The organism is Paenibacillus pasadenensis (assembly GCF_002864175.1).
GTDB lineage: Bacteria > Bacillota > Bacilli > Paenibacillales > Paenibacillaceae > Paenibacillus_O > Paenibacillus_O pasadenensis.
The window spans coordinates 215585-239183 of the sequence record NZ_NFEZ01000003.1; the positions used below are offsets into that span (position 1 = coordinate 215585).

The window sequence follows — 23599 nt, forward strand, 5'->3', positions numbered from 1 at the left end:
GATCTCCTCCTAGGTCGTGGTCTGTCCGTAATAAGCGCCCGCGCCGTGCTTGCGCAGGTAATGCCGGTCGAGCAGGCTGGCCGCCATCGGCTGCGCCTCGGGGCGGAGCTGGAACGTATGGTACGCCATCTTGGCGACCTCCTCCAGCACGACCGCGTTATGCACCGCCTTGGCCGGCGTCTTGCCCCACACGAACGGCGCGTGGGCGTGGACGAGCACGCCCGGGATGTCGTCCGGCTCGCGCCGTGCGAACGTCTCCACGATCACGCGGCCCGTTTCCTCCTCATAAGCGCCTGCGATCTCCTCATCCCGCATCGGACGCGTGCACGGGATCTCTCCGTAGAAATAATCCGCGTGCGTCGTGCCGAGCGCCGGAATCGGACGTCCGGCCTGCGCCCACGAGGTCGCCCACGGCGAATGCGTATGGACGATGCCGCCGATGCCGGGAAACGCCTCGTACAATACCAGATGGGTCGCCGTATCCGAGGACGGCTTCCACTTGCCCTCCACGACGGCCCCCTTGCGGTCGACGACGACCATGTCCTCGGCCAACATGTCGCTGTAGGCGATTCCGCTCGGCTTGATGACGACAAGTCCGGTCTCCCGGTCGATGCCGCTTACGTTGCCCCATGTAAACGTGACCAGCCCGTGGCGCGGCAAGTCGAGGTTCGCTTCCAGCACCTCTTGCTTCAGCTGCTCCAGCATGCCTGCATGCTCCCTTCGCATGAATATGCCCTTAGTATAAACTTGTATGTACATGTTGGGAAGATCTTTTTTATTGCTGCATAGTGGTATGTACAAGAAAGGACGGCTTTCGCCGTCCTTTCTTGTCGCCGGGAGCCTCGTTCCGAGCGCGAGGCTCCCGGCCGACGCTTCGATATTGGCCTACGGTTACGGGTAACGGTTAAGTGCCGAAAACCTTGACCTCCCACAGCTGCGGCGTGTACCAGTTGCCGGGATTGTTCCACAAATCGGCGTCGACCATGTTGATGCGGACGTAGCGGGCTGTCGCCGTCAGCGAGTCCGAAGTGAAGCCGTACGTCGTATTCCCCGTCCGGTCCAGAGCGACGGTCCAGTTGACGTTGTCGCTGCTCGTCTCGATCTTGTACTTGTAGAACGCTTCGGAGCCTTTGTACATGTACCATGAAATCTGCACGTTCTTGATGCTTTTGACCGCGCCGAGATCGACTTGCCACCAGTGCGGCCACGTCACTCCCGTCGCCACCCAGCCCGTCTGGTAATTGCCGTCATTGGCGCGGCTCGCCGGATAGGCGGCCTGCGCGGTCTGCGCGGTCGCCGGCTTGCCTTGAGAGAGCAGCGTCCCGTTGTTGACTCCGGCGACGAAGCCCGTGTCCGCGTCCACCTGGATCTGATCCGAGTACGTCAGCGAGGCGCTCGTCCCGTTCAGCACGAGCGGCAGCCAGACGTATCTGGAATCGCCAAGCGCGCTCGGATTCCAGCGGTCGCCGACATAGATCGCGTTGGAGCCGCTGGAGCCCTGGATCGTGAAGATGAAGGCCGGCTGGGTGTAGAACGTGGACGGATCTCCGATCGGCTGCAAGGCCGACCAAGGCCCGTTCAGGCTCGTCGCGGTGGAGTACATCGCCTGGTTCGGGTACCAGCCCGTCGCGCCCGACGTGATGAGGTAGTAGAGCGAGCCTTTTTTGACGATGGCCGGAGCCTCGCGATGATCGCCTTCATAGATCATGTTCATCTCTTGCGCGATGCCCAGATAATCCGGCGTCAGCTTGTACAGGCGCAGGTTGTAGTTGTTGTCGGAGGAGGAGAACAGATAGGCTTGTCCATCCGTGTCCTTGAAAATCGTCATGTCGCGCGATTCCTTGCTGTTGGGCCGGAAGCTGCCATGGTAGGTGAACGGTCCTATCGGGGAAGAGGAGGAAGCGACCGCGACGCGAGCCAGCGTGTAGCCGTTGCCGTCCTCGTAGTGGGCCCACAGCACGTACTTATTCGTCGCCTCGTTATAGATGACTTTGGGACGCTCGATCTTGGCGGACGCCAGCTCCGGACTGGATGCCGTCGTCAGGGCGTAGCTGCGCCATGTCCAGTTTTTCAGGTTCGTGGAGGAGTACACCGTGACGGCCTTGAAGTTCGCGCTGTTGTGGATCTTGTCCTCTCCATACCAGTAGTAGGTCGAGCCGACCTGCAGGATGGAGCCGGCATGGGCTTGGAACGAGGCGTTGTTCACATCCTTCCACGGCGTGCCGTTCGCGATCGTCTGGACCGCGGCGCTCGCTTCTTTTGGCAGCTGCAGCGTCAGGCATGGGACGATCAAGGCGAGCAACAGAATGAGCTTGAGCCAGCTTTTCATCATTCTCCCTCTTTCTTCACGTCAATTTGGAAGCGCTTCCTCTTTTAGGTATACCAATTGCGCCACGTCTGGACTAGTGAACAAAGAGCAAGAAGATGGACAAACGGCCGTTAGGGGCAGTGAACAATTCTCAACAATATGCAAAAATGCCAAATCGTACAGGAGGGCTGCTGCAGCGCGATACGGAGCGCCCCCCCCCGTCGCCACGACATTCAGCCGCCGAAGCGGGCTTTGATCCGATCGTATTCCTCGGTCGAGATCGGAAGCACCGTGCCGTGCTTGAATCCGTACGGAAAGCTGAACAGCTCGTCGGAACGGATGAACCTTCCGCTCGCGAGCGATTCGGCGACAAACGGCACATAGCCTTGTCCTTCGCCCTGCACGCCGTAGAAATCCAGCATCAGGCACCATCTGCCATCCGGCAGGCGGAAAGCGGTCGGAGCCTCGTAGACGCCCTGCTCGAGCTTGGCCATCTCTGCGTCGAAGGCTTCGACGCGGACATAATCGTCTCCGGCGACCGCCGTTCCCTTCTCCAGCACGATCGCGGCCGGATTGGCCTCGCTTTTCAAGAACCGATAAAAGCTCCCGTCCTCCACGTAGATCGCCGAGTCGATGATGCCGCTGTCTTCCTTGCGGCACAGCAATTCGGGCTGGCTGAACTGCTCGAAGTCGCGCGTGCGGGAATAGTAGATCGCTTTCGGCCCGTAACCGTTGGACGCGTGCGAGGACGACCAGTGGACGATATAGTCGCCGCTCCGCTCGTCATGGACGATGTCCGGCGCCCACAGGCAGCCGAACGAGTCGTCGCCAAGCGGAAACAGCCGCTGCTCGGACCAGTGGATCAGGTCGCTCGACTTCCATAGGGAGAGGCATTTGCTTCCGTCGATGCCGATGTTGCCCCAGTCGCCCTTGTACTTGCCGTGGAAGCTGTTCGCGAGGCTGAGATCCGTCGCCAGGATGCAGAAGCCGCCTTCGCGGGTACGGACGATCGTATGGTCGCGGACGCCCTTTTCTCCGAGCACGCTTTCGAGCACCGGCCTGCCGCCGTTCACCTGCTCCCAGCGGAACCCGTCCTTGCTGAGGCCGAAGTACACCTGTTCTCCGTCCGGCGTTTCCTTTTCCTTGAAATGAACGAACAAATAAGCCTCCGTCATGTCCGGCTCCCCCTTCATCATGCGCATCCGCTGCGAAATCGATTCCAGAACTGGAATCCGAGCGCTCCATCCATCTTGTACGATGCCGCGTTCATGCGTCAACTTCCGGCAAAGAAAAAAACAGCCCCTTCTCGCAAAAGAAGGGGCTGTCTCGCAGTTGGATGCGGCTCATGGCGCGGCCGCTGCGGCCTGCGCTGCTCGGACGTCACCTGCCGAGCGGGACGACAAGCGGCGTATGCGATACCGGATCGTCGATGATTCTGCACTTCAGGCCAAAGACGTCTTCGACCAGCCGCTCCGTCATGATCTCGCTCGGATTCCCTTGCGCGACGACTTGGCCATCCTTCATCGCGATGAGGTGAGTCGCATATCGCGCCGCATGGTTCAGGTCATGCAGGACGGCGACGATCGTTCGGCCTTGCCCGTTCAGGTCCTTGAACAGCTCGAGCAGGTCGATCTGATGGGCGATGTCCAAATAGGTCGTCGGCTCGTCGAGCAGCAGCAGCGGCGTCTGCTGCGCGATCGCCATGGCGACCCAGACGCGCTGGCGCTGGCCGCCGGAGAGCTCATCGACGAAGCGCTGCGCAAGCTCGCTCGTATCGGTCAGCCGCATCGCGTCGACGACCGCTTCTTCGTCCTCGTCGGTCCATTGCCGGATGAAGCTTTGATGCGGGTAGCGTCCGTGCGCGACCAGATTGGCCACTGTGATGCCGTCCGGCGCGGTCGACGATTGCGGCAGCAGGCCGAGCTTGCGCGCCGCTTGCTTGGACTTGTAGGCGGAGATGTCTTTGCCGTCCAGCAAGACCTGCCCGGCGGCAGGCTTGATGAGCTTGGCCAGCGTCCGCAGCAGCGTCGATTTTCCGCATGCGTTCGGTCCGACGATGACCGTATAGGAGCCGTCCGGTATGGTCACGGAAAGGTTCTGCGAGATGATGCGGTCGTCATAGCGGATCGTAATGTCTTCCGTCCAAAGCCTCGACGCCGGCTCGGAGCTACTCGCTTGCCGGCTGCCATCCACGGATCTTGTCATGTCAGGGTTCCGTTCCTTTCCAGGCCGATGGGTCGGCTACAAGGCCGACCGCGCTTGCCTGAACAATATGCCTACGAGGTACAAGCCGCCTATCGTCAGCGTGACGACTCCGACCGGAAGCAGGACGCCCGGCACAAGCCGCTGCGCGGCCAGATCCGCGCTCAGCAGGATGAACGCGCCCATCGCCGCCGCCGGAGCGAAGCTATGCAGCGATTTAGTCAGCCGCAGCGCGATTTGAGGCGCCGCCAGGGCGATGAAGCTGACCGGCCCCATGACAGCCGTCGGAGCGGCGGTCAGGACGACAGCCAGCAGGATGAGGACGAGGCGCGAGCGCTCCACGCGGACGCCGCGGGCTTTAGCCGCGTCCTCGCCAAGCTCCATCGCCTGCAGCGGACGGATCATGGCCATAGCCGCCAGCAGCAGCGCGGCGACGACGATCAGGCTTCCAGCGGACTGGGCCCAGCTGATGCCGTTAAGCGAGCCTGCGCCCCAGGCCGCGGCCGTGAGCGCGACCTCTGCCTTGCTGCGCAGCAGCAGCATTGAATTCAAGCTGCTCAGAATCGTGGAGATGGCGACGCCGACGATGATCAGCCGGAAGCCCTGCGTCCCTTTGCGGAAGGCCAAGGAATAAATGAGGACGGCCGTCGCCAGGCCGCCGATCAGCGCGCCCGCCGCGATTCCTGCAAACGACGTGGAGCCGACGATGAGCATGGCGACAAGAGCACCTGTATACGAGCCGGAAGTAAACCCGATGATGTCCGGCGATCCGAGCGGGTTCCGCGTCATCGACTGGAAAATAGCGCCGCTGACGGCCAGCCCGGCGCCGAAGACGATCGCCGCCAGCACGCGCGGCAGCCTCCACTCGACGACGATCGTCCGTGCCATTTTGGTTCCTTCCCCGTTCAACGCGGCCCAAACTTCCGCCACGCTGAGCCGCAAGGAGCCCATCATCAGTCCGGCGACCGCCAGCGCCAAGGTCATGGAGACGAGCACGGCCGTCACGGCCAGGCTCCTCGCATCGATCCGAAGCTGGATCCCCTTTTTGATTCGTATGTACCGCCTGCCGAACGGAACGGGAGTCATTGCAGCCACTCCTCCACCTTTTAGAAAATAGCGTTTGCTTCCAAACTTCGTTCCATTCAAGACAGCTTGCTGGCGGCGCGGCGACGGACAAGGAGGATCAGGATCGGCGCGCCGATGAAGCCCATGATGATGCCTACGGGCACCTCGCTCGGCAGAAGCACGATTCTTCCGATCATGTCGGCGATCAATAGCAGCAGCGGAGCGACGGCGAGCGAGTAGATGAATATCCAGGGCTGGCTCGGTCCGACGAACCAGCGGATGCAATGGGGGACCATGAGGCCGAGAAAGCCGATCGGGCCGGCGATCGCCGTCGCTCCGCCGGCAAGCAGCGTGACGGCGACCAGGCCGATGCCGCGGATCAGGATGACGTTGACGCCCAGCGAGGCTGCCCGGTCTTCGCCGAAGGCAATCGCGTTCAAGGCGGGAGCGAGGGCCAACGCCAGCCCGGCGCCGACCAGCAGGATCGGCAGCACGGGCCAGATGTCGGCCAGGCTCGCCCGGGCGAGCGAACCGACGGTCCAGTTCAGCATGCGCTCGAACTCCTTGCTGTTCAAAAGCGTCATGGAGGTCGTAAATCCGCTCAAGACCGCTCCGATCGCGACCCCCGCCAGCGTCAGCTGGACGGGCGTCGGAGAGCTTTTGCCCGCGCCTCCGCCGATGAAATACACGAGGACCGTCGCCGCGAACGCGCCGGCAAGCGCGAAGCCCACATATCCCGTCACCGTGCCGATCGAAAAGACGCCGACCCCCACAGCAACAGCAAAGGCTGCCCCTGCACTCACGCCAAGAATGCCGGGGTCAGCCAATGGATTTCGGGTCAAAGCCTGGATGAGCGCTCCCGCGAGTCCAAACGCAGGACCGACCGCGAGCGCGAGCAGCGTGCGCGGCAGCCGGGAGTCCAGAATGACCCGATGCTCATACGTGTCGCTGCTGGAAAGCAGCGCCTGGAAAACCGTCTCGATGGAAAGCCGCTTCGCTCCGATCATCAAGCTAAGGCACACGGCAGCCGCAAGCAGGAGGAGCGCGATGATGAACCCCGTTATCCTTTTGGATCGCAAGGACCCGACAGGTCGAGTTCGAGCCTGATCATGCTTGGGCTGCTTGGCCAACGTTCTCACGCTCCGGTTTTAGCGATGGCTTGAATCTGCTTCGGCAAATTCTCGATCGTCCACAGCAGGGACGGAATCGTGCCGGTAGAGAAGGCATTGGATGTGTTCTCATCCAGAATGATGGCTCGGCCGTCTACGACGGAAGGAATTTTCTGGAACAGCTTGTTGTCCGTAATTTCCTTTGGATCGACCCAGATCGGCATGACGACCGTCACGTCCGCATCCAGCAGGTCGAGCTGCTCGTCCGAAACCTTCACATAGAAGTTTCCGTCGGCCTTTTGCTCGACCTCGGCCTTGTTCTTGAATCCGAGCCGTTCCATGAAGTCGACCCGAGCATCGCCCTTGACGTAAGCGCCGAACCCGTCGGAGGAATAAGCTCCGACGACAATGGACTTGCCGGCGAATTCCGGATAGGCCGCAGCCGCTTTTGCAAAGGCGTCGTCGACTTGCTTGAGCAGCGCCGCGCCTTCTTCTTCCTTGCCCAGCGCTTTGGCGATCATGTCGACCTGCTCGCTCGCGGACGTCAAATAGTTGTCTCCGTCTGCCGGAACGCCGACCGTCGTCGCGATCTCGGACAGGCGCTTGTAGCGCTCTTCGTCGCCGGAGGACTTCACGTCCAGAATCAGATCGGGCTCGAGCGCGGCGATCTTCTCGTAGTCAAGCTCCATCGTGCCGAGGATCGTCGGAGCTTCCGCATAGGCTCCCTCCAGCCATGGGCCGACTCCGTCTCCGCCGAAGGCGAGCCAATCGCTTGCGCCGACCGGCTGCACGCCAAGGCTGAGCGCCGTCTCCGCATCGCCCCAGCCGAGCGCGACGACGCGCTTCGGCTCTTCGGCGATCGTCACCTGGCCGAATTTGGTGTCGATGCTGGCGTTGAACGATTCCGTCGCGGCAGGCGACGGACTTGGATTGGCATTGGTCGAATTGGAGCTGTCCGCTCCGTTATTGTTGGCTCCCGAGCAGCCCATCAGACCGATGACGATTGCCGTGGCGAGCGAAACGCCGCCGAGCCGTTTAGTCAAGTTGAACATGAATATCCCCTTTTCTTGTCTATGCGATTGAGAATCATTATCGTCAAGGATATTCAATTTACTTTCCTTTGTCAAGCAAGGACGAGGGGATAAATGAGGCGAAAATGGGGATGAAATTTATGGGAATAATCGAAAGTATATTGTTTTTCGTATTATTGATGCTGCAACTCGATTTATTTTTTGGTTCACGCCTCTGCAAAACGATGCGAATAAAAAAATAAATCGAGCCGCGCAGCAAAAAGCAATGGATTAGCCGTTCCACGGAGCCGTCGAGCCGCGCTCGATCAGCTCCGGGGCATAAATGAGCTGCTCCTGGGGCGGAGCCGGCTGGCCGTCGGCCAGGTCGAGCAGCAGCCGCGCGGCTCGCGCCCCGAGCTCGGACTTCGGATGCGACAGCGTCGTCAGCTTGACCGAGCCGGCGAGCGCGAGCTGCGAGTCGTCGAAGCCGACGACCGACAGCTCGTCCGGAACGGACAGGCCGAGGCCGCTCGCAAGGTCGACGAGCTGCACGGCGAGCTCGTCGTTGTAGCAGACGAGCGCCGTCGGGCGCTCGCCCTGCGGCAGCTCCAGCAGCCGCTTCGCGGCGGCCGCAGGCTTGCTCGCCTTGTCCTCAGAGGCATAGAGCACGAGCCGGTCCGGCTCCGGCGTCAGGCCATGCTCGCGGCAGGCGCGCAGCATGCCCTGCAGGCGCCGCGTTCCTTGCATGTCGTCGGTCTTGAACAGGCCGGCCAGACGCGTGTGGCCGAGCCGGAGCAGATGGGCGGCGGCGGCGTAGCCGCCGGCCTCGTCGTCCACCTTGACGCAGGGGCAGTCCAGATCCGGGTAGCGCTCGTTGATCATGACGAGCGGGATGCCGTCGAGCTGGAGCCGCACGTACAGATCCAGGTTCGTGTTGCCCTGGGCGCTGCGGGTCGGCTCGACGATCAGCCCCTTGACCGGATGGGCGAGCATCCGCTCGAGCCCTTGGCGCTCCGCCTGCTTGCTGTTGTCCGTGCTCGACAGTAGCAGCCCGCAGCCGCGGCTCCTCAGCTCGGCCTCCGCTCCCCGTACGATATGCGGGAAGATATAGTCCGAGATGTACGTCGTAATCATGCCGACGGCCGTGCCGCCGCCCGCTCCCGGACGAGCCGACGGGCTCGCGAACGTGCCTTTGCCGTGCACGCGGTAGAGCAGCCCTTCGCTGACCAGCTCGCCGATCGTCTGGCGCACCGTCTGGCGGCTCAGCCCGAACTGGGCCGCCAGCTCGTTCTCGGACGGCAGCTGCTCGTCCGCCCGGTATTTTTCCGCTCGCAGCCAGCCTTCGATCTGCTGCTTCAGCAAGCGGTATTTCGGTTGTCTGTCTTCCATGCCTGCACCCCGTCCATCAAGCTACCGACCAGTATACCACATGCAAGCTTGTACGGACATGTCGGAGACGGAAGGGCGGGGATGGGGTTGGGGCGGACACGCGTGGACGGAAGCGCCTCGCTGCAAGGCCGAGGCGGGTCAGAGCCGGGGCGACAGGGCCGCGACGCGCCAAAAAACCGCTCCTCGCGCGCAGGAGCGGTTTTCGGGCCAAGCTATCAGGCTGGGACTGGGGCAAGTGCGCCTAAGGGCGGTTCGCCTGCTCCTTGAGCAGGTCGCGGATCTCGATGAGCAGCTTCTCCTCGCCGGTCAGCACGATCTCCTTCTCGGCCGGTCCTTCCTCCACCTTCTCCTTGCGCTTGAGCTTGCCGAGCAGGCGGATGAACAGGAAGATCGAGAACGAGACGATGAAGAAGTCGATGATCGACTGCAGGAACAGGCCGTACGTCAGCACCGTATCTCCGACGGTGACTTCTAGCCCCGAGACGTTGATGCCGCCGAGCACGATGCCGAGCAGCGGCGTGACGATGTCGGCGACGAGCGAGCTGACCATCTTGCCGAAGGCGGCTCCGATGATGACGGCGATCGCCAGCTCCATGATGTTGCCCTTCATGGCGAACGCCTTGAAGTCTTTCCACATGGGGTTGTCCACTCCTTTTCAATTGTCCTGGTTGAGGATCTCTTCCAAGTATACCTTTTCCAGGCCGATGAGAAAGAGTCTTTTCGATCCTGCCTGCGGCGGATGGCAGCCGGGCCGTGCGCCAGCAGGCGCTAGTCGGCGAGCGACGCCCAGAACAGGCCGTCCGGATCGTGCTCCACCTGCTCCAGCTGACGCTCGAAGTCGGCATCCGGCGAAATATGCGGCACTCGGCTCCACGCCTTGCCGGACCGGTCCAGCCGCTGGACCTCCCAGAGCTGCCCGTCATGCCGGAAGCGAGCGATCGGACGCGCTTCCCACTGCGGCTTGCTGCCGCGCATGGCGGGCCGCCATTCCAGCAGCGTCAAGCAGTCCTCGTCCCACTCGCTCGACAGGCGCACCTGGTCGCGCAGCGGACGCGGCACCTTGAGCTCGGCGTAGCCCTCCATGATGCGGCTGATCCGGAATCTCGTGAACGGATCGATCGCCACGGGACTACCAGCTCGCTTTTTTGACGCCGGGAATCTGGCCCTTGTAAGCCAGCTCGCGGAACGCGATCCGCGATACCTTGAACTTGCGCAAATAGGCATGCGGGCGGCCGGTCATCTCGCAGCGGCTATGCAGCCTCGTCGGCGAGGAGTCGCGCGGCAGCTTGGCGAGCGCCTCGTAATTTCCTTCCGCTTTGAGCTGGCGCCGCCGCTCCGCATACTTCTCGACGAGCGCCTTGCGTTTCTGTTCTTTGACGACTTTGGACTTCTTGGCCATGTTGCCTCTCTCCTTTTAAATGAGAATCTTCAAGCAGGAATCCTCACAGCGCCAGAGCGCTTGCGCCCGGCGCCTCCTCCAGGTCCGGCGTCCGCCTCGGCTGGTACTCCTCGCCCGCCTCCCGCACAAGCGCGGCCGTGAGCGGCCCGTCGGCCAGAATCGCCTTGCGCTTGGCCTTCAGCATGATCTGCTCGATGTCGGCGAAGCTGCAGCCGCGCAGCCAATCGGATGCCTTTGCCGTCAAGGCGGGCTCGGCCGGGAAGTCGCCGATCAGCAGCCCGACGAACCGCAGCCGCGCCGGCTCGTCGGGGTGGGCGTAGCTCAGCTTCGTATCGAAGCGCCGCCAGATGGCGGCATCGAGATCGCCGTCGAGATTCGTCGCCGCCATGAACACGCTGCCCTCCTCGAACTCGTCGAGGCATTGCAGCAGCGTATTGACGACGCGCGTCATCTCCTTCACCTCGTCGTTGTTCTCCCGCGTGCGCGCCACGGCGTCGAACTCGTCGAGGAACAGCACGCAGGGCTGGGAGCGGGCGTAGTCGAACAGCCGCCGGATGTTGCTCGCCGTCTCGCCCAGATGGCTGTGGATGATGGAATCGAGCCGTACGAGCAGCAGCGGCACCTCGAGCCGGGCGGCGATCGCAAAGGCCGTCAGCGTCTTTCCCGTGCCCGGCGGGCCGTACAGCAGCAGCTTGTTCGGAATCGGAACGTCATGCTCCGCGAATTTGTCCTTCAGGCTCAGAATGCGGAGGAACTCCTCGACGATGCGGCGGTTGTCCTCCTGGTAGACGATGCGCCTCGTCCTGCGGGCGCATTCCTTCGGGCTGTACACCGTCGCCGTATCGGTTCCTTTGGAGCGCGGCAGGCGGTAGGCCGACGACTTGCTCATGAGTCTAATTCTCCTTCGGATCTAAACGTAATAATTACTATTATAGGCGGGCGAGCGGTTTTGTCAAACCGCTCTTTCCGGCCGTCTCCATTCCAACAGCAAAAAGGCCGCCTCAGCGGCAGCCTTTTTCCAGCCGAACGTCTCGGTTCCCGGACGTCCGCGGCGCTTTTTTCGTTTCACGAGCTTTTCGTCCGCCGCTCCTCAGCCCCGGCCAGGCAGCTCCAGCGCAAACACGCGCAGAGACGGCAGCTGCAGCTCCGGGTCCTCGGAGCTCAGCGAGAAGCCGTCGGAGCCGGGAGACGGATAGATCAGGTCGGTCAGCACCGCCTGTCCACCGCAAGCGAACACCTCGACCGATGTACGGTCCACCCAGATGTCGAGCTCGATCCGGCCGTCGGCCGGTTCCGCCGCGACCGCATGCCGTCCGGCGAACTGCGGGTGGAAGCCGCTCCGGCCGGAGCGGGTCCGATCGACGTACAGCTGTCCAAGCTTCGCGTCGAAGCCGATTTCGGTCGTTTCCGCGGCGCCCTTGCGCACCTCCAGGACAAAGGAGGACTGCGCCGGCAGCACGGCCCGGATGAGGCAGATGTCCAGCCTCAGAGCGGCCAGCGCCTCGGCGGCTGCCGCGAGCGGAGCATCCGCAAGCTCCAGCAGCGGGACGAGCGCGCGCTCCAGCTCTCTCGCCGGACGCTGCACGAGCGTGTCGCCGCTCGGCGTCGAGGCGAGCGCCAGCTCCCTCGGCAGCGTCATCGCGCCGCGAAAGCCCTCCGTCGGCGTCAGGTTGGCGTATTTCCAATTGCTCATCCAGCCGATCAGCAGCCGCCGCCCGTCCTCCTTCGGCACGTCCGACCAGGTTACGCCCGCATAGTTGTCGCGCCCTCCGTCCAGCCAGCGGACAGCCTGCGAGGCCGCGTCGGGGACGAAGGAGGCGCCGTCGAAGAAGCCGGTGAAGTACTGCGTGCGCGAGCCTTCCTCCACAGCGGGAGCATCGCCGATGCTGACGAGCAGCACCCATCTGGAGCGGGCCGGATCGCCGTCGACCGCGAGCTCGAACAGGTCCGGGCATTCCCAGACCCCGTCATGGGAGCCGATGCCGTCGCCGAACTCGCTGCCGAACGTCCACTCCTTCAGGTCAGGCGAGGCATAGAAGCAGACGGTGTCGCCGCAAGCGACCGCCATCACCCAGCGCGACGTCGGCTCATGCCACAGAACCTTCGGATCGCGGAAGTCGATGTAGTCGTCGTGCTTCAGCACCGGATTGCCGGCGTATTTCGTCCATGTCCTGCCTCTGTCCTTGCTGTAGGCCAGGCTCTGCGTCTGCAGCGCCGGCTGTCCCTCGCGCTCGAGGTGATGGGTGAAGATCGCGACCAGCCCCGGCTCGCCGCCGAAAAAGCCGGTCGTGTCGTTCCAGTCGACGACCGCGCTGCCGGAGAAGATCATGCCGTGCTCGTCGGGGAAGAGCGCGATGTCCAGCTCCTCCCACTCCGTCAGGTCGCGGCTGACCGCATGGCCCCAGTACATCGGTCCATGCGTCATGCCATGGGGATGGTGCTGGAAGAAAAGATGATACTCGCCTTCGAAATAAACCATTCCGTTGGGGTCGTTCAGCCAGTTCTCCTTGGCCGAGAAATGGAGCTTGCCCCGATCATGCGCGGACATGTCGCCTCTCTCCTCTATTGCCGATTGGCTTGCCCTGCCCGGAGCGGACGCTAGCGGGCGGCCTTCACATACAGCCGGGCGCGCTCCTCCCAGATCTCGCCGGGCTCCAGGCGGAACAGGCCGATCTCCTCCGCCGGCAGCGGCGACTTGGGCGCGTTCACGAGGTTGACCTGCGGCTCGGGACAGAAGAAGCCCTCCGTCGCGAAGTTGTTCCAGATCATCCACTGCTTGTAGGACGTGCCGACGTCGTAGACGAGCGTCAAGCCCGCCTTGGCGTCGGTCAGCTCCATCCGGTTGCGGCCCTGCTGCGGCACGGCCGTGTAGTGGTTGTCCATCGCCGCGTAGAACGGATAGACGCCCTCGCCCTTGAGCTGCTCCTCCTCGGGGCTGAGCGGCTGATGGCGCGAGGTCGGCAGCATGCGGCCGTCCAGCTCCCAGCGCTCGCCGATCGTCAGCTTGACCTTGCAGTCGGATGCCGCGCTGCCGGGATGGAACGGCGCCCGCACCGCGGTATGGAACGCGAGCAGGCAAGGCAGCGCGCCGTCGCCCTCGTTGACGACCTGAACCTGCTGGGCGAGGCCGAGCTCGCCCAGCTCGTATTTCAGCCGGATCGTATAGCGGAACGGGAAGCTCGCATAGCTCGGATGGCTCTCGTCGACGCGGATGGACGTGACGACGTAGCTGCCGCTCGCCGTCGTGCCGAACTCCTCGATCTCCCAAGGCATGTTGTAGACGAAGCCATGCAGATGGTTGCCCGTTTCCGGCTCGTTGACCGGCAGCTGGAGCGTGCGGCCCTCCCACGGAAAAGCTCCGTCCTCGTAGCGGTTCGGCGGGAACAGCACGGGGATGCCGTGGATCATCGGGCGCGCCTTGAACGCCTCCATCTCGTCCTCGGCCGGCTCATGCAGGAAGCGGCTGCCCGTCTCCGCGTCGCGGAAGGCGATCAGGTTGCCGCCGATTTCCGGCAGCAGCGCCGCTTCATACTTGCCCGACCGCAGCCAGACCGCCTTTTCGCCCTGGTATGTACCCTCGTATGCTTCATGCTTCATGTCTCAGGCTCCTCCTCATGACTCGCGTGTCCTTCTCCACCTTACCTTACCGCATGGCGAAAAGTCCGTCCATAGGACGGACTCCTCGGCTTCCCTTCGCGGCCCGATCCTCGCCTCAGCGGCAGATCGCCTCGATCGCGACCGGATAGCGACCGGCATCGCGGCCGTACAGCGACAGGCCGCCTTCGGCGGCGCGCAGCTCCAGGCGCAGGCGGCGGCTGGCGTCGAGCTTCGCCGCGATCCGCGCCGGCACCTGGGCCCGGCACAGCCAGCCGTAGGAGCCGGCTTCATCCAGCCGGTTGTCCGCCTCCTGGTAGTGCCAGGAGAGGATGCCGCGCGCGTCGGCCGGATCGTCCGGCAGGACGAATGTCGCGATCTGCTCCCCGTCCACGAGCACGTCGACCTGCGAGGCATGCTTCTCCTCGCCCGTCATGAAGTGCGTGTTGGCGTTGTTTTGCGCGTCGGCGCGGTCGCCGTGCATGAAGTTGACGTTCGCCGCCTGGCTCTGTCCCTCCACATGATGCGCGAGCAGGCGCTTGGCGCTGGCCTCGAAGCGGATCTCCACCTCCGACAGCAGCGGCAGCCGCTGCGCGTCCGGCAGCGCGATCTCGTAGGCGAAGCTGCCTGCGCGGCCGCCGTTCAGCTTTTGCCCGCCGATCGCGGTCCAATCCGGCTCGAACGAGCGCTCCGCCGTCTCGGCGACAGGCACGGATGCGGCGAGCGGGCTGGCGGCCCTTCCTCTGACGTCGAATGTCGTGAAGTTGCGGCTGACGACCGCGCCTTTATCGTCGACGAGCCGCAGGCCGAGCACGGCCACCGCGTCCTCGTCCGGCATCGTCACGCGCAGCGGCTGCAGCTCGGCGACGCCGTAGCCGTCCCACCCCAGCTCGGCCTTGCCGCTCTCGCGGATCGTCCGCGCCCCGTCCCGGTCATAGGCCAGCTCCCACTGCAGCGTCAGCGTCCGGCCGTGATAGGCGTCGCTGTAGCTGGAGCGGAGCAGCTTCACCTCGGCCTCGGAGCCGGCCTCCACCGTCCGGCAAGGGGGCTCGTCGACGACGATGAAGTCGGCCGCGTGCAGGTCGCGCAGGCTCATGCCCGGCATGACGCCGTCATAGCCGAAGTCCTTGGACGTGCCGTCCAGCCGGTAGTAGCCGTTGAATTCGTTCGTCACGTCGCGGAACTCGGTGAAGACGAAGCCGCATAGCTTGTCGTGGCGGCGGAACTCGTTGAGCATATAGCGGTAATGCCAGGCAAGGTCGCTGTCGCCCGCTCCGCCCTCGATGCCCCAGACGTTGCCGCACTCGCTGTTCATGAGCGGGGCGTCCGCCTGCTTGTTGCCGCCGATGTAGTTGAGCTCGGAGCCGGGATGCGTGCCCGAGACGACATGCTCGACATGCTCGCGCAGCTTGGCGTACCCGTTGACATAGAAGTGCCACGTATTGAGGTCGGTCTCGACATGATCCCAGTTGCACGGCGAGTTGTCCTCGACAAGACGGGTCGGGTCCAGCTCCTTGGCCCAGCGGTAGCAGCGGCGCACCCACTCCTGGGTTTCCGGGAGGTACAGCTGCTGCTGGCCCGCGTCCCCCGTCGTCGACACCGCGCCTGCATCCGTCTTCAGTCCCCAGGTCTCGTTGAACATGACCCACGAGAAGATCGACGGATGGTTCCAGTCGCGCTCGATCGTCTCCCGCGCCTCGCTCTCGTACGCGGCGCGCGCCCGCTCGTCCGGATTGCCCCAGAAGCAAGGCATGTCTTCCATGACGAGAATGCCGAGCTTGTCGGCCCAGTACAGCTTGCGCGGCTCCTCCGGCTTGATGTGGATGCGCACGAAGTTGAGGCCGAGCCTCTTCATCAAATAGATCTCCTCGCGCATCTCTTCGTCGGACGGGTACGTGAAGTAGCCCGTCCGGTGGTAGGACTGGTCGAGCGTGCCGTTCAGGTAGATCGGCTTGCCGTTCAGCGTGACCCACTTATAGCCGCGCTCGCCGAACGCCTCGGCGCCGATCTCGCGGATGCCGAAATACGTGCCGATGCGGTCCTCGCCCGCCACGCTGGTCAGCGTCAGCCCGCCTTCGTACAGATGCGGAGCGTCCGGGCTCCACAGCCGCGGCTCCGTGACCGAGAAGCGGACCCGCGCCTCGTTCGCGCCGGCGCCCAGCTGCAGCTGCTCGCTGGCGGACGCGTCCGGTCCGAAGTCCAGCTGCAGCAGCGCCTCTCCCGCCTGCGCGGCCTCGATGCGCAGCACGGCTTCGACCGAGCCGTCGATCGCCGTCTCGAACTTGGCGCTCCGCACGAACGTCAGCGGCCGGCCCTCCAGCCAGACCGGCTGCCAGATGCCGCGGATCTCGCCGTAGCCTTGCTTGCCGCGCGCCTGCCAGGCTCCGTCGAGGTCCTCGGCGCGCACGACGATCTCATTGTCCGCCTCCGCCCGCCAGGCAGCCGTCACGTCGAGGTCGAACGAGCCGTACCCGCCTCGGTGGGAGCCGGCATGGACACCGTTCACCCAGACGTCGCACTCGTAGTCGACGGCGCCGAAGCGCAGGAATACGAGCGAGCCGGCGGCGGCAGGACTCCAGCGGACGGCGCGGCGGTACCAGCCGACGCCTTTCTCGTCGCGGCCCCAGCCCGACAGCGGGCTCGCCCACGAGAACGGCACGGTGATGCGGGCGTCGAAGTCCGCGTCCTCCGGCAGCTTGCGGGGGGAGGACGCGGCGGATTCGGATTCGGCGGCGGCTTGGCCGGAGGCTGCCGGAGCAGCGGTCGGAGCAGCGGTCGGAGCAGCGGTCGGAGCAGCGGCCGCCTCGAAGCGGAAGTCCCATTCGCCGTTCAGATTCAGCCAGTCCCGTCGCTCCCAATCGGGGCGGGGATGCTCGGGGCGAGGCTGTTCAAGCTTCGTTTCGGTTAGGGATGGCACGTTCGGACACACACCTTTCCAGCAGGAATTGCCCTCATCATAGCGCATACATAATGATTTCGCAATATGTATTGTTATTTTACAATATTGAGGATTCCGGCTAGACTAGAAGCATCCCAATTTCGCCAAAGGACGGGCTGACATGAACGAACCGAAACAAGAGCTGATCCGCTATCCCGCCTCCCGTCTGCTGGACGTCGCCAAGGCGCTGTCGAGCGACATCCGCCTGCGGATTCTGGAGGCGCTCGGCGAGCGCCCGATGAGCGTCAGCCAGCTGGCCGAGGCGCTCGGAGCGGCTCAGCCGACCATCTCGATCAACGTGCAGGCGCTCGAGCAGGCCGAGCTGGTCTCCTGCCGCCAGGGCAGCGGGCGCGAGAAGATCTGCACGGCGAGCTGCCGCTCCGTGCTGCTGGAGCTTCCGCTGCGCTCCGGCGACGCGCTTCGCCGCGTGGAGGAGATCCGCATGCCGATCGGCCTCTATTCCCGCTGCGACATCCAGGCCCCATGCGGCATGGCCTCTCGGGAAGGAGCCGGACTCGGGTCGCCGGACGACCCGCGCGTCTTTTATATGCCGGAGCGCGCCGAGGCCGCCATCCTCTGGTTCTCCGGCAGCGGCAGCCTGGAGTACGAATTCGCCAATCCGATGCCGCCCGGAGCGGAGCTCGACGAGCTCGTCCTGACGGCCGAGCTCTGCTCCGAGGCGCCCGGCTTCCGCGACGACTGGCCGTCCGACATCACGATGCTCGTCGACGGCCTGCCGGTCGGCACCTGGACGAGTCCCGGCGACTTCGGCGACCGCAAGGGACGCTTCACGCCGGAGCGCTGGCGCGGCAATACCGAGTATGGCCGGCTGACGGAGTGGAAGGTGACCCGGGACGGCTCGTTCCTGAACGGCGAGCGCTGCTCGGAGCTGTCGCTCGGCGACCTGACGCTTGCGTTCAACGAGCCGATCCGCATCAGGCTGGCCGTCGCCGCCGATGCGGCGAACGCTCGCGGCCTCAATCTGTTCGGCACGGGCTTCGGCGACTACGCGCAGGATCTCGTGCTGAGCTTTGTGCGCCGCGTCAGGCCGGACGAGGGCTGACGCTCAGGTCGGGTCTTGCCGGGCAAGGAGAAGGGGCAGGGTCAAGGTCCAAAATGGACCTTGACCCTGCCCCTTTGAGTTGGGCGGGACGGCCGCCCGGCCGGTTTTCGCGGATCCAAGGCAGGTTTGTGCCTTGGTTCCGGCCGCCTGGCCGGTTTTCGATGATCCAAGGCAGGTTTATGCCTTGGTTCCGGCCGCCCGGCCGGTTTTCGCAAATCCAAGGCAGGTTTATGCCTTGGTTCCGGCCGCCCGGCCGGTTTTCGCAAATCCAAGGCAGGTTTATGCCTTGGTTCCGGCCACCCGGCCGGTTTTCGCAAATCCAAGGCAGGTTTATGCCTTGGTTCCGGCCGCCCGGCCGAAAAGCCCGTTGTGCTAGTACACGTTCAGCTCGCGGATCGACCACCAGCTGCTCGCCGTGCCGGTCTGCACGATCTTGATATAGCGCGCTGTTTGGGGCGCGAACGTGGCCGTCACGACCGGTCCGCTGCCGGTGCCCATCGCCACCGGACTGCCCCAGCTCGCGCCGTCCGCCGACACATACACTTCATAGCCGCGCGCATAATCTCCGTCGCTGCCCGTCGAGTCCATGACGAGCTTGCTGAACGTCTTGGATGCCTTCATATCGATCGTGATCGACTGCCCCGGCGCCATCGCCGTGCCCGTGCTCCAGCGCGTCGCCATGCTGCCGTCCAGCAGGTTGGCCGCGATGTCGCCGCTCGACGGCGTGCTGCTCGCCGTCCAGCCCGTACGGTCCAGCGCCGCTCCCGGCGTCGGACTCGGGGACGGCGTTGGACTTGGCGTCGGCGTCGGGCCTCCGCCTGCCGTGCCGTACACGTTCAGCTCGCGGATCGACCACCAGCTGCTCGCCGTGCCGGTCTGCACGATCTTGATATAGCGCGCTGTCTGGGACGCGAACGTGGCCGTCACGACCGGTCCGCTGCCGGTGCCCGTCGCGACCGGACTGCCCCAGCTCGCGCCGTCCGCCGACACGTACACTTCATAGCCGCGAGCATAATCGCCGTCGCTGCCCGTGGAGTCCATGACGAGCTTGCTGAACGACTTGGACGCCTTCATGTCGATCGTGATCGACTGCCCCGGCGCCATCGCCGTGCCCGTGCTCCAGCGCGTCGCCATGCTGCCGTCCAGCAGGTTGGACGCGGCGTCGCCGCTCGACGGCGTGCTGCTCGCCGTCCAGCCCGTACGGTCCAGCGCCGCTCCCGGCGTCGGCGTTGGTGTCGGAGTTGCCGTCGGCGTTGGTGTCGGCGTTGGTGTCGGCGTTGGTGTCGGCGTTGGTGTCGGAGTCGCGCTTGGAGCAGGCGTCGCCGAGCCGTTGCCGGCCCATTCCGTCAGCGTCTGGCGCATCGCCTCGGCCGGCGTGTTGGCGTACACGCGGCCGCCGATGTTGTTGACGATATGCGTAATCTCGCTGCCTGCCGTGCCGGAGAGCCAGATCGTCGTCATGTTGTGGAATTTCACGCCCGGCGCGTTCGGCGCCTCGATGGCGCTGCCCAGCTTGACGGCCGCGTCGCGGAAGTAGGAGTAGATGCCGAGCCCCCACGCCTCGTGGCTCGTCACGCCGTCTCCGACCTTGTAGGAGGCATAGCCGTTCACGGCGCCGCCGCCGCTTTTCCAGGAAGCCTGGTTCGGGACGTCGTACGGAATCTCGGACTGGTAGAAGTACAGCCGCCCGCCGTTGCCGTTCCACACCGTCTGGTACTCGTTGTGATGCTCGTTGAACAGGCCGTACAGCGTAACGTCGGTTCCGTTGACGACGAGCCCGTTCTTGGAGACGTTGGACGTCCAGCCCGCTCCGGCGCCGTGGTCCGCCCGCCAGATCCAGAAATGGTCGCCGATGACGTCGCTGCTGTTGATGCGCAGGCTGACCTCGTTGCGTCCGTTCGATCCTCCGCCAGTGCGGAACGTCAGGTCATGGAGCGACGTCGGATTGGCCTGGTGGCGGGCGGCGCTGCCCTGCGGGCCGACCTCCAGCAGCACCGGCGAGCTCGCCGGGCCGGCGTCGAACATGAGCCCGGCGATCTTCACCCCGTCCACGTCGGCGACGCTCATCGCCGCCAGGCCCGTATCCGGCACGAGCGTCGGGATGCCGATGCCGAGCACGACCGTATTGGCGGAGGTGATCCGGATCGTATCGTTCAGATGATAGATGCCCGGCGTGAACAGCAGATGCTTGCCTTGAGCGAGCGCGGCGTTCAGCGCGGCTGCGGTAGCGCTTTCAGGACGCGCGATGTAGAACTGTCCGATCGGAATCGACTGGCCCGGCGTCGAGCCGGCCGCCCAGCTGACGCCCTGCGTGCCGCTTTGCAGCGCGGGCACGAACACCTGATACTGGCCGTTTCCGTCCACATACAGATAAGGCTTCTCGCGGATGAGCGGCGTCGTCGGCACGACCGTGTAGGGCGGATCGGGAAAGCTGGCGGCCGGCGCGTTTTTGCTGCCGACGAACACCATGTTCCAGACGCCGTTCGTCCACTCGCCCCACTCGCTGTTGCGGGAAAACCACTGCTGCTGCGACGCAGGCACGATCTTGCCGTCGACCCTGGAGTCGGCGAGGAAGCCGCCGCTCGCCCAGCCGGCATTCCAGTTGGAGTCGAAGTCAAACAGGTCGAGCTCGCCCTTGACGTTCAGGCGGCGCAGCGGCGCGGCCTGGGAGACGGCGATCTGCGTCTTGCCGCTAGCCGGCGCAAGCGTCATGTTCTCGATCGCGCGCCAAAAGTTGCGCGTCGCATTGCCGTTGTCCCAGTCGGCATTGACATTCACCCCGCCGGTCACCGTCACGTCGCCGGGATTGCGTCCGAGTCCGGCGACATGCGTGTAGAAGCCGACGTTGAAGCTGACGTTGTACGTGCCCGGCTTGAACAGCAGCGCCTTGCGGCTCGTGCTGAACTCGGCCGACTCCAGCAAGCCGAAAATCGACGTCGCCGTGGCGGAGATGTCCGCCGCCGGCATGGACGGATCGAACACATAGACGTCCGGTCCGAACATCGTCGTGTTGGCGTCGCTGACCGGAGCGGCCGAGGCCGCCCCAGCCGCCAGGCCGCCCAGCGCCATCGCCGCGGCGGCCGTCAGGAACAATCGCTTCATTTTTCATCCTCCTTCGGATTGGCCTTGCTTGTTTTTTCAGGCTGGCCGTCTTTCTGTAATCGTTTTCAAAAAGGTTGTCAGCCGCCTCCTCTCTCTCCGTATCGCCGGTGCTTCTGCCCCCGCTTGGGCGGATGGCTTTTCCAGTATAAATCGCCTCCTATAGGCTGGATATGGGATTTTTCCAAGTTCTTGAAAAAACAAACCTAACGGCTGAAGTTTGCGCCGCCGGCCGCATTCGAAAAGCCCGCCCTCGCGCCGGAAAGCGCGAAGGCGGGCTGGATCGAACGGGCCGGGAGAACCTCTGCATCCGCCCATCCGAGTCGGAAGGCGCGGCCCTTCATCCCTCCGCCGGCTCCGCAGCCGGCTCGTCGCGGCGGACCAGCACCAGCAGCAGGAATTGCAGGCCGGCCATCGCGACGAGCACGAGCGCCATGCCGGCAGGCTGGAGGCCGCCGGCGACGAGCAGCAGGATGCCGATGGAGATGACCCGCCCCGTATTGAGGAACAGCTCGCGCATGATGACGGACTCCACCCTCAGGTTGCCCTTGAGCGGCAGCGTGCCGATGAGCCGGTAATAGTAGGAGGTCAGCGTGTTGACCGCGAGCGGGTTGAAGATCGAGAACAGCATCATGAACAGCACGACCGACCAGAGCGAGACGTCGACGAGCAGCAGCGACGCTCCGATCGTGACGCCGCTGGAGGACATCAGCAGGTACTTGTGGACCTGTTCCTTTTGAGCGGAGCGGGAGATGACATAACCGGTGGCGACCGTCAGCGCGGAGAAGAAGACGCCGAGGTATCCGACCCAGTCCTCGCGCCCGACGGTGCGGAAGAGCAGGATGTTCGGCAGGAACAGCATGACGCCCTGGAACAGCCCGAACACGAGGAAGCCGTACAGCGCCAGCAGCCAGCGCCGGTTCTTGCCCATGAGCAGCCCCATCAGCTTCAGGTAGTAGGTCCGGTGCCGGTCCGGCTTGAACGGGATGCGGAAGCTGACGGCCGCCGCGACGACGAACATGAGGAAGGCGAGGGCGAAGATCACGATATAGCCCTGCAGCCCCTCGCTGCGGCGGATGATGAAGCCCGCGAGCGCAGGCCCGGCGAGTCCGGCCGAGTTGAAGCAGATCATGTTGAACGCGAGGTAGCGGATCCGGTTGGCCTCGGTCGAGACGTCGTACTGGAGCACGAGGTAGCCGACCCAGTAGAAGCCCGACGAGATGCCGTTCAGCAAGGCGAAGAGCACGAAGAACTCGGCGACGTTTTCCTGGGCGATGACGACGAGCAGGTAGAAGACCGCGATCATGACGATGCCGAGCCGGTACGCGACCATCCGGTCCTTGCGCTTGGCGAGCCAGCCGCCGAGCGCGAAGGCCGCCGGCGTGATGCCGAAGCTGATGATGTTGTACATGCCGTTCACCGCCAGGCTTTCCGTCAGCCGCCACAGATACAGGTTGAGGAACAGCCCCGACATCGACGCTCCGAACTGGAAGCAGCTGTGGATGATCAGCGAGACGACCGCGTCGCGGCCGAGCCTTCTTTCCGGCGGAAGCACCGCGCGTGCGGGGAGCCTCCACCTTAGCCTTGAGCCCATTTCTTCTCTTCCTTCCGTCTCTCCCGCCGCTCGCCGGCCCTCTGCCGGACGGGCAGGATTGGTGTCAGGACGGATTATAGCACCGCCTGCCCAATTTGTCCCGCTTTCTGCGCCTGCCCTGTCCATCTATCGCCTTCTAGCATCTATTGATAGAAAGCTGAACGAGGAGGGACATCCGATGATGACGCTTTCGGAACTGAAAGGACCCTACGACGCGATCTACAGCCTCGGCCACAACTGCCTGCCGGGCGTGCAGCTGGCCAAGAACGGCCTCCGGCGCTACTCCGGGCCGATCGACTGGATGGGCTCCCCGCTGCTGAGCGGCGTCTCGCGCGCCTTGCAGGAGCGCTTTGCGAGCTTCATGGAGCTGCGCAACCTGAGCGTCACCGGCATCGATCCGAACGCCGGCTGCTATCTCGTGTACGATCCGGCCTACCACATCGTATCCAACCACGATTACCCGGTGCGTGCCGACCATGCGGAGGCGCTGCTTCCCTATCCCGAGGTGAAGGCCAAGCTCGACCGGCGCGTCGACCGAATGCTCGGCAAGCTCTCCGGCAGCAGCCGCATCCTGCTCGTGCGCACCGAGGGCAGCTATCCGGAGCTGTTCGAGCTGCAGCTCGTGCTGCGCTCGCTCGTCGGCGCGACGTTCGCCGTGCTCTACGTGCAGCATGGCGATACGGAGGGCATCGTCGACCTCGGCTGGCGCATCCCCCATGTGTGCGCCGTGCAGATCCCCCGCGTCCCCGACATGTTCCATGACAATGATGGAATCTGGCGCGAGCTGCTGGACGGGATCTATCACGTCTAGAGGTCTCGCGCTGGCGCG

The 23599-nt window shown here is 64.3% G+C and carries 19 protein-coding genes; 2 read left to right on the plus strand and 17 right to left on the minus strand.

The window, feature by feature from the left end:
- Positions 1-9: 9 nt before the first annotated feature.
- The 15 genes from araD to B8V81_RS04800 all read right to left on the minus strand — a co-directional run bounded on the left by araD (position 10) and on the right by B8V81_RS04800 (position 16993).
- Complete coding sequence (gene araD, locus B8V81_RS04730; protein WP_101807869.1) at positions 10-705, minus strand: L-ribulose-5-phosphate 4-epimerase; 696 nt, start codon at positions 703-705, stop codon at positions 10-12.
- Between the two features lie 199 nt (positions 706-904).
- Positions 905-2332 carry a family 43 glycosylhydrolase gene (locus B8V81_RS04735; RefSeq protein ID WP_101807870.1) on the minus strand — a complete coding sequence of 476 codons (1428 nt, stop codon included), beginning with the start codon at positions 2330-2332 and terminating at the stop codon, positions 905-907.
- Between the two features lie 209 nt (positions 2333-2541).
- Entirely contained in the window at positions 2542-3483 is a 942-nt protein-coding gene (locus B8V81_RS04740) for a glycoside hydrolase family 43 protein (protein WP_101807871.1), read from the minus strand.
- A gap of 205 nt (positions 3484-3688) precedes the next feature.
- Positions 3689-4513, minus strand: coding sequence for an ABC transporter ATP-binding protein (locus B8V81_RS04745; RefSeq protein WP_101807872.1), 825 nt, complete (start codon positions 4511-4513; stop codon positions 3689-3691).
- Between the two features lie 36 nt (positions 4514-4549).
- On the minus strand, positions 4550-5596 hold the full coding sequence (locus B8V81_RS04750) for a FecCD family ABC transporter permease (RefSeq protein WP_101807873.1): 1047 nt from the start codon (positions 5594-5596) through the stop codon (positions 4550-4552).
- A 56-nt stretch (positions 5597-5652) separates the two neighbouring features.
- Complete coding sequence (locus tag B8V81_RS04755) at positions 5653-6714, minus strand: FecCD family ABC transporter permease (protein ID WP_043110755.1); 1062 nt, start codon at positions 6712-6714, stop codon at positions 5653-5655.
- The gene (locus B8V81_RS04760) at positions 6711-7736 is read right to left on the minus strand and encodes an iron-siderophore ABC transporter substrate-binding protein (protein ID WP_101807874.1); all 1026 of its coding nucleotides are present in this window, start codon (positions 7734-7736) and stop codon (positions 6711-6713) included. Before B8V81_RS04760 ends, B8V81_RS04755 begins: the two co-directional genes overlap by 4 nt.
- Before the next feature lie 249 nt (positions 7737-7985).
- The gene (locus tag B8V81_RS04765; protein ID WP_028597221.1) at positions 7986-9083 is read right to left on the minus strand and encodes a GntR family transcriptional regulator; all 1098 of its coding nucleotides are present in this window, start codon (positions 9081-9083) and stop codon (positions 7986-7988) included.
- 241 nt (positions 9084-9324) lie between these two features.
- On the minus strand, positions 9325-9720 hold the full coding sequence (gene mscL, locus B8V81_RS04770; RefSeq protein WP_028597222.1) for a large conductance mechanosensitive channel protein MscL: 396 nt from the start codon (positions 9718-9720) through the stop codon (positions 9325-9327).
- A 131-nt stretch (positions 9721-9851) separates the two neighbouring features.
- Positions 9852-10208: a DUF3024 domain-containing protein gene (locus B8V81_RS04775; protein ID WP_052332885.1), complete on the minus strand. Its 357-nt coding sequence runs from the start codon at positions 10206-10208 to the stop codon at positions 9852-9854.
- Positions 10209-10212: 4 nt separating this feature from the next.
- Positions 10213-10482, minus strand: coding sequence for a 30S ribosomal protein S14 (gene rpsN, locus B8V81_RS04780; protein ID WP_028597224.1), 270 nt, complete (start codon positions 10480-10482; stop codon positions 10213-10215).
- 43 nt (positions 10483-10525) lie between these two features.
- Complete coding sequence (locus B8V81_RS04785) at positions 10526-11371, minus strand: AAA family ATPase (RefSeq protein WP_028597225.1); 846 nt, start codon at positions 11369-11371, stop codon at positions 10526-10528.
- A 201-nt stretch (positions 11372-11572) separates the two neighbouring features.
- Positions 11573-13030, minus strand: coding sequence for a glycoside hydrolase family 32 protein (locus B8V81_RS04790; RefSeq protein ID WP_028597226.1), 1458 nt, complete (start codon positions 13028-13030; stop codon positions 11573-11575).
- A gap of 50 nt (positions 13031-13080) precedes the next feature.
- Complete coding sequence (locus tag B8V81_RS04795) at positions 13081-14079, minus strand: aldose 1-epimerase (RefSeq protein WP_101807877.1); 999 nt, start codon at positions 14077-14079, stop codon at positions 13081-13083.
- Between the two features lie 115 nt (positions 14080-14194).
- Complete coding sequence (locus B8V81_RS04800) at positions 14195-16993, minus strand: glycoside hydrolase family 2 protein (RefSeq protein ID WP_244912718.1); 2799 nt, start codon at positions 16991-16993, stop codon at positions 14195-14197.
- A 142-nt stretch (positions 16994-17135) separates the two neighbouring features.
- On the opposite strand from B8V81_RS04800, the gene B8V81_RS04805 reads away from it, so the two are divergent.
- Positions 17136-18077 carry an ArsR/SmtB family transcription factor gene (locus B8V81_RS04805; RefSeq protein WP_028597229.1) on the plus strand — a complete coding sequence of 314 codons (942 nt, stop codon included), beginning with the start codon at positions 17136-17138 and terminating at the stop codon, positions 18075-18077.
- Between the two features lie 372 nt (positions 18078-18449).
- Here B8V81_RS04805 and B8V81_RS04810 read toward each other — a convergent pair whose 3' ends face one another.
- On the minus strand, positions 18450-21179 hold the full coding sequence (locus B8V81_RS04810) for a discoidin domain-containing protein (protein WP_028597637.1): 2730 nt from the start codon (positions 21177-21179) through the stop codon (positions 18450-18452).
- Between the two features lie 337 nt (positions 21180-21516).
- Positions 21517-22770: an MFS transporter gene (locus B8V81_RS04815; protein ID WP_028597636.1), complete on the minus strand. Its 1254-nt coding sequence runs from the start codon at positions 22768-22770 to the stop codon at positions 21517-21519.
- Positions 22771-22948: 178 nt separating this feature from the next.
- On the opposite strand from B8V81_RS04815, the gene B8V81_RS04820 reads away from it, so the two are divergent.
- On the plus strand, positions 22949-23581 hold the full coding sequence (locus B8V81_RS04820; RefSeq protein ID WP_052332975.1) for a DUF1796 family putative cysteine peptidase: 633 nt from the start codon (positions 22949-22951) through the stop codon (positions 23579-23581).
- Positions 23582-23599 lie beyond the last annotated feature (18 nt).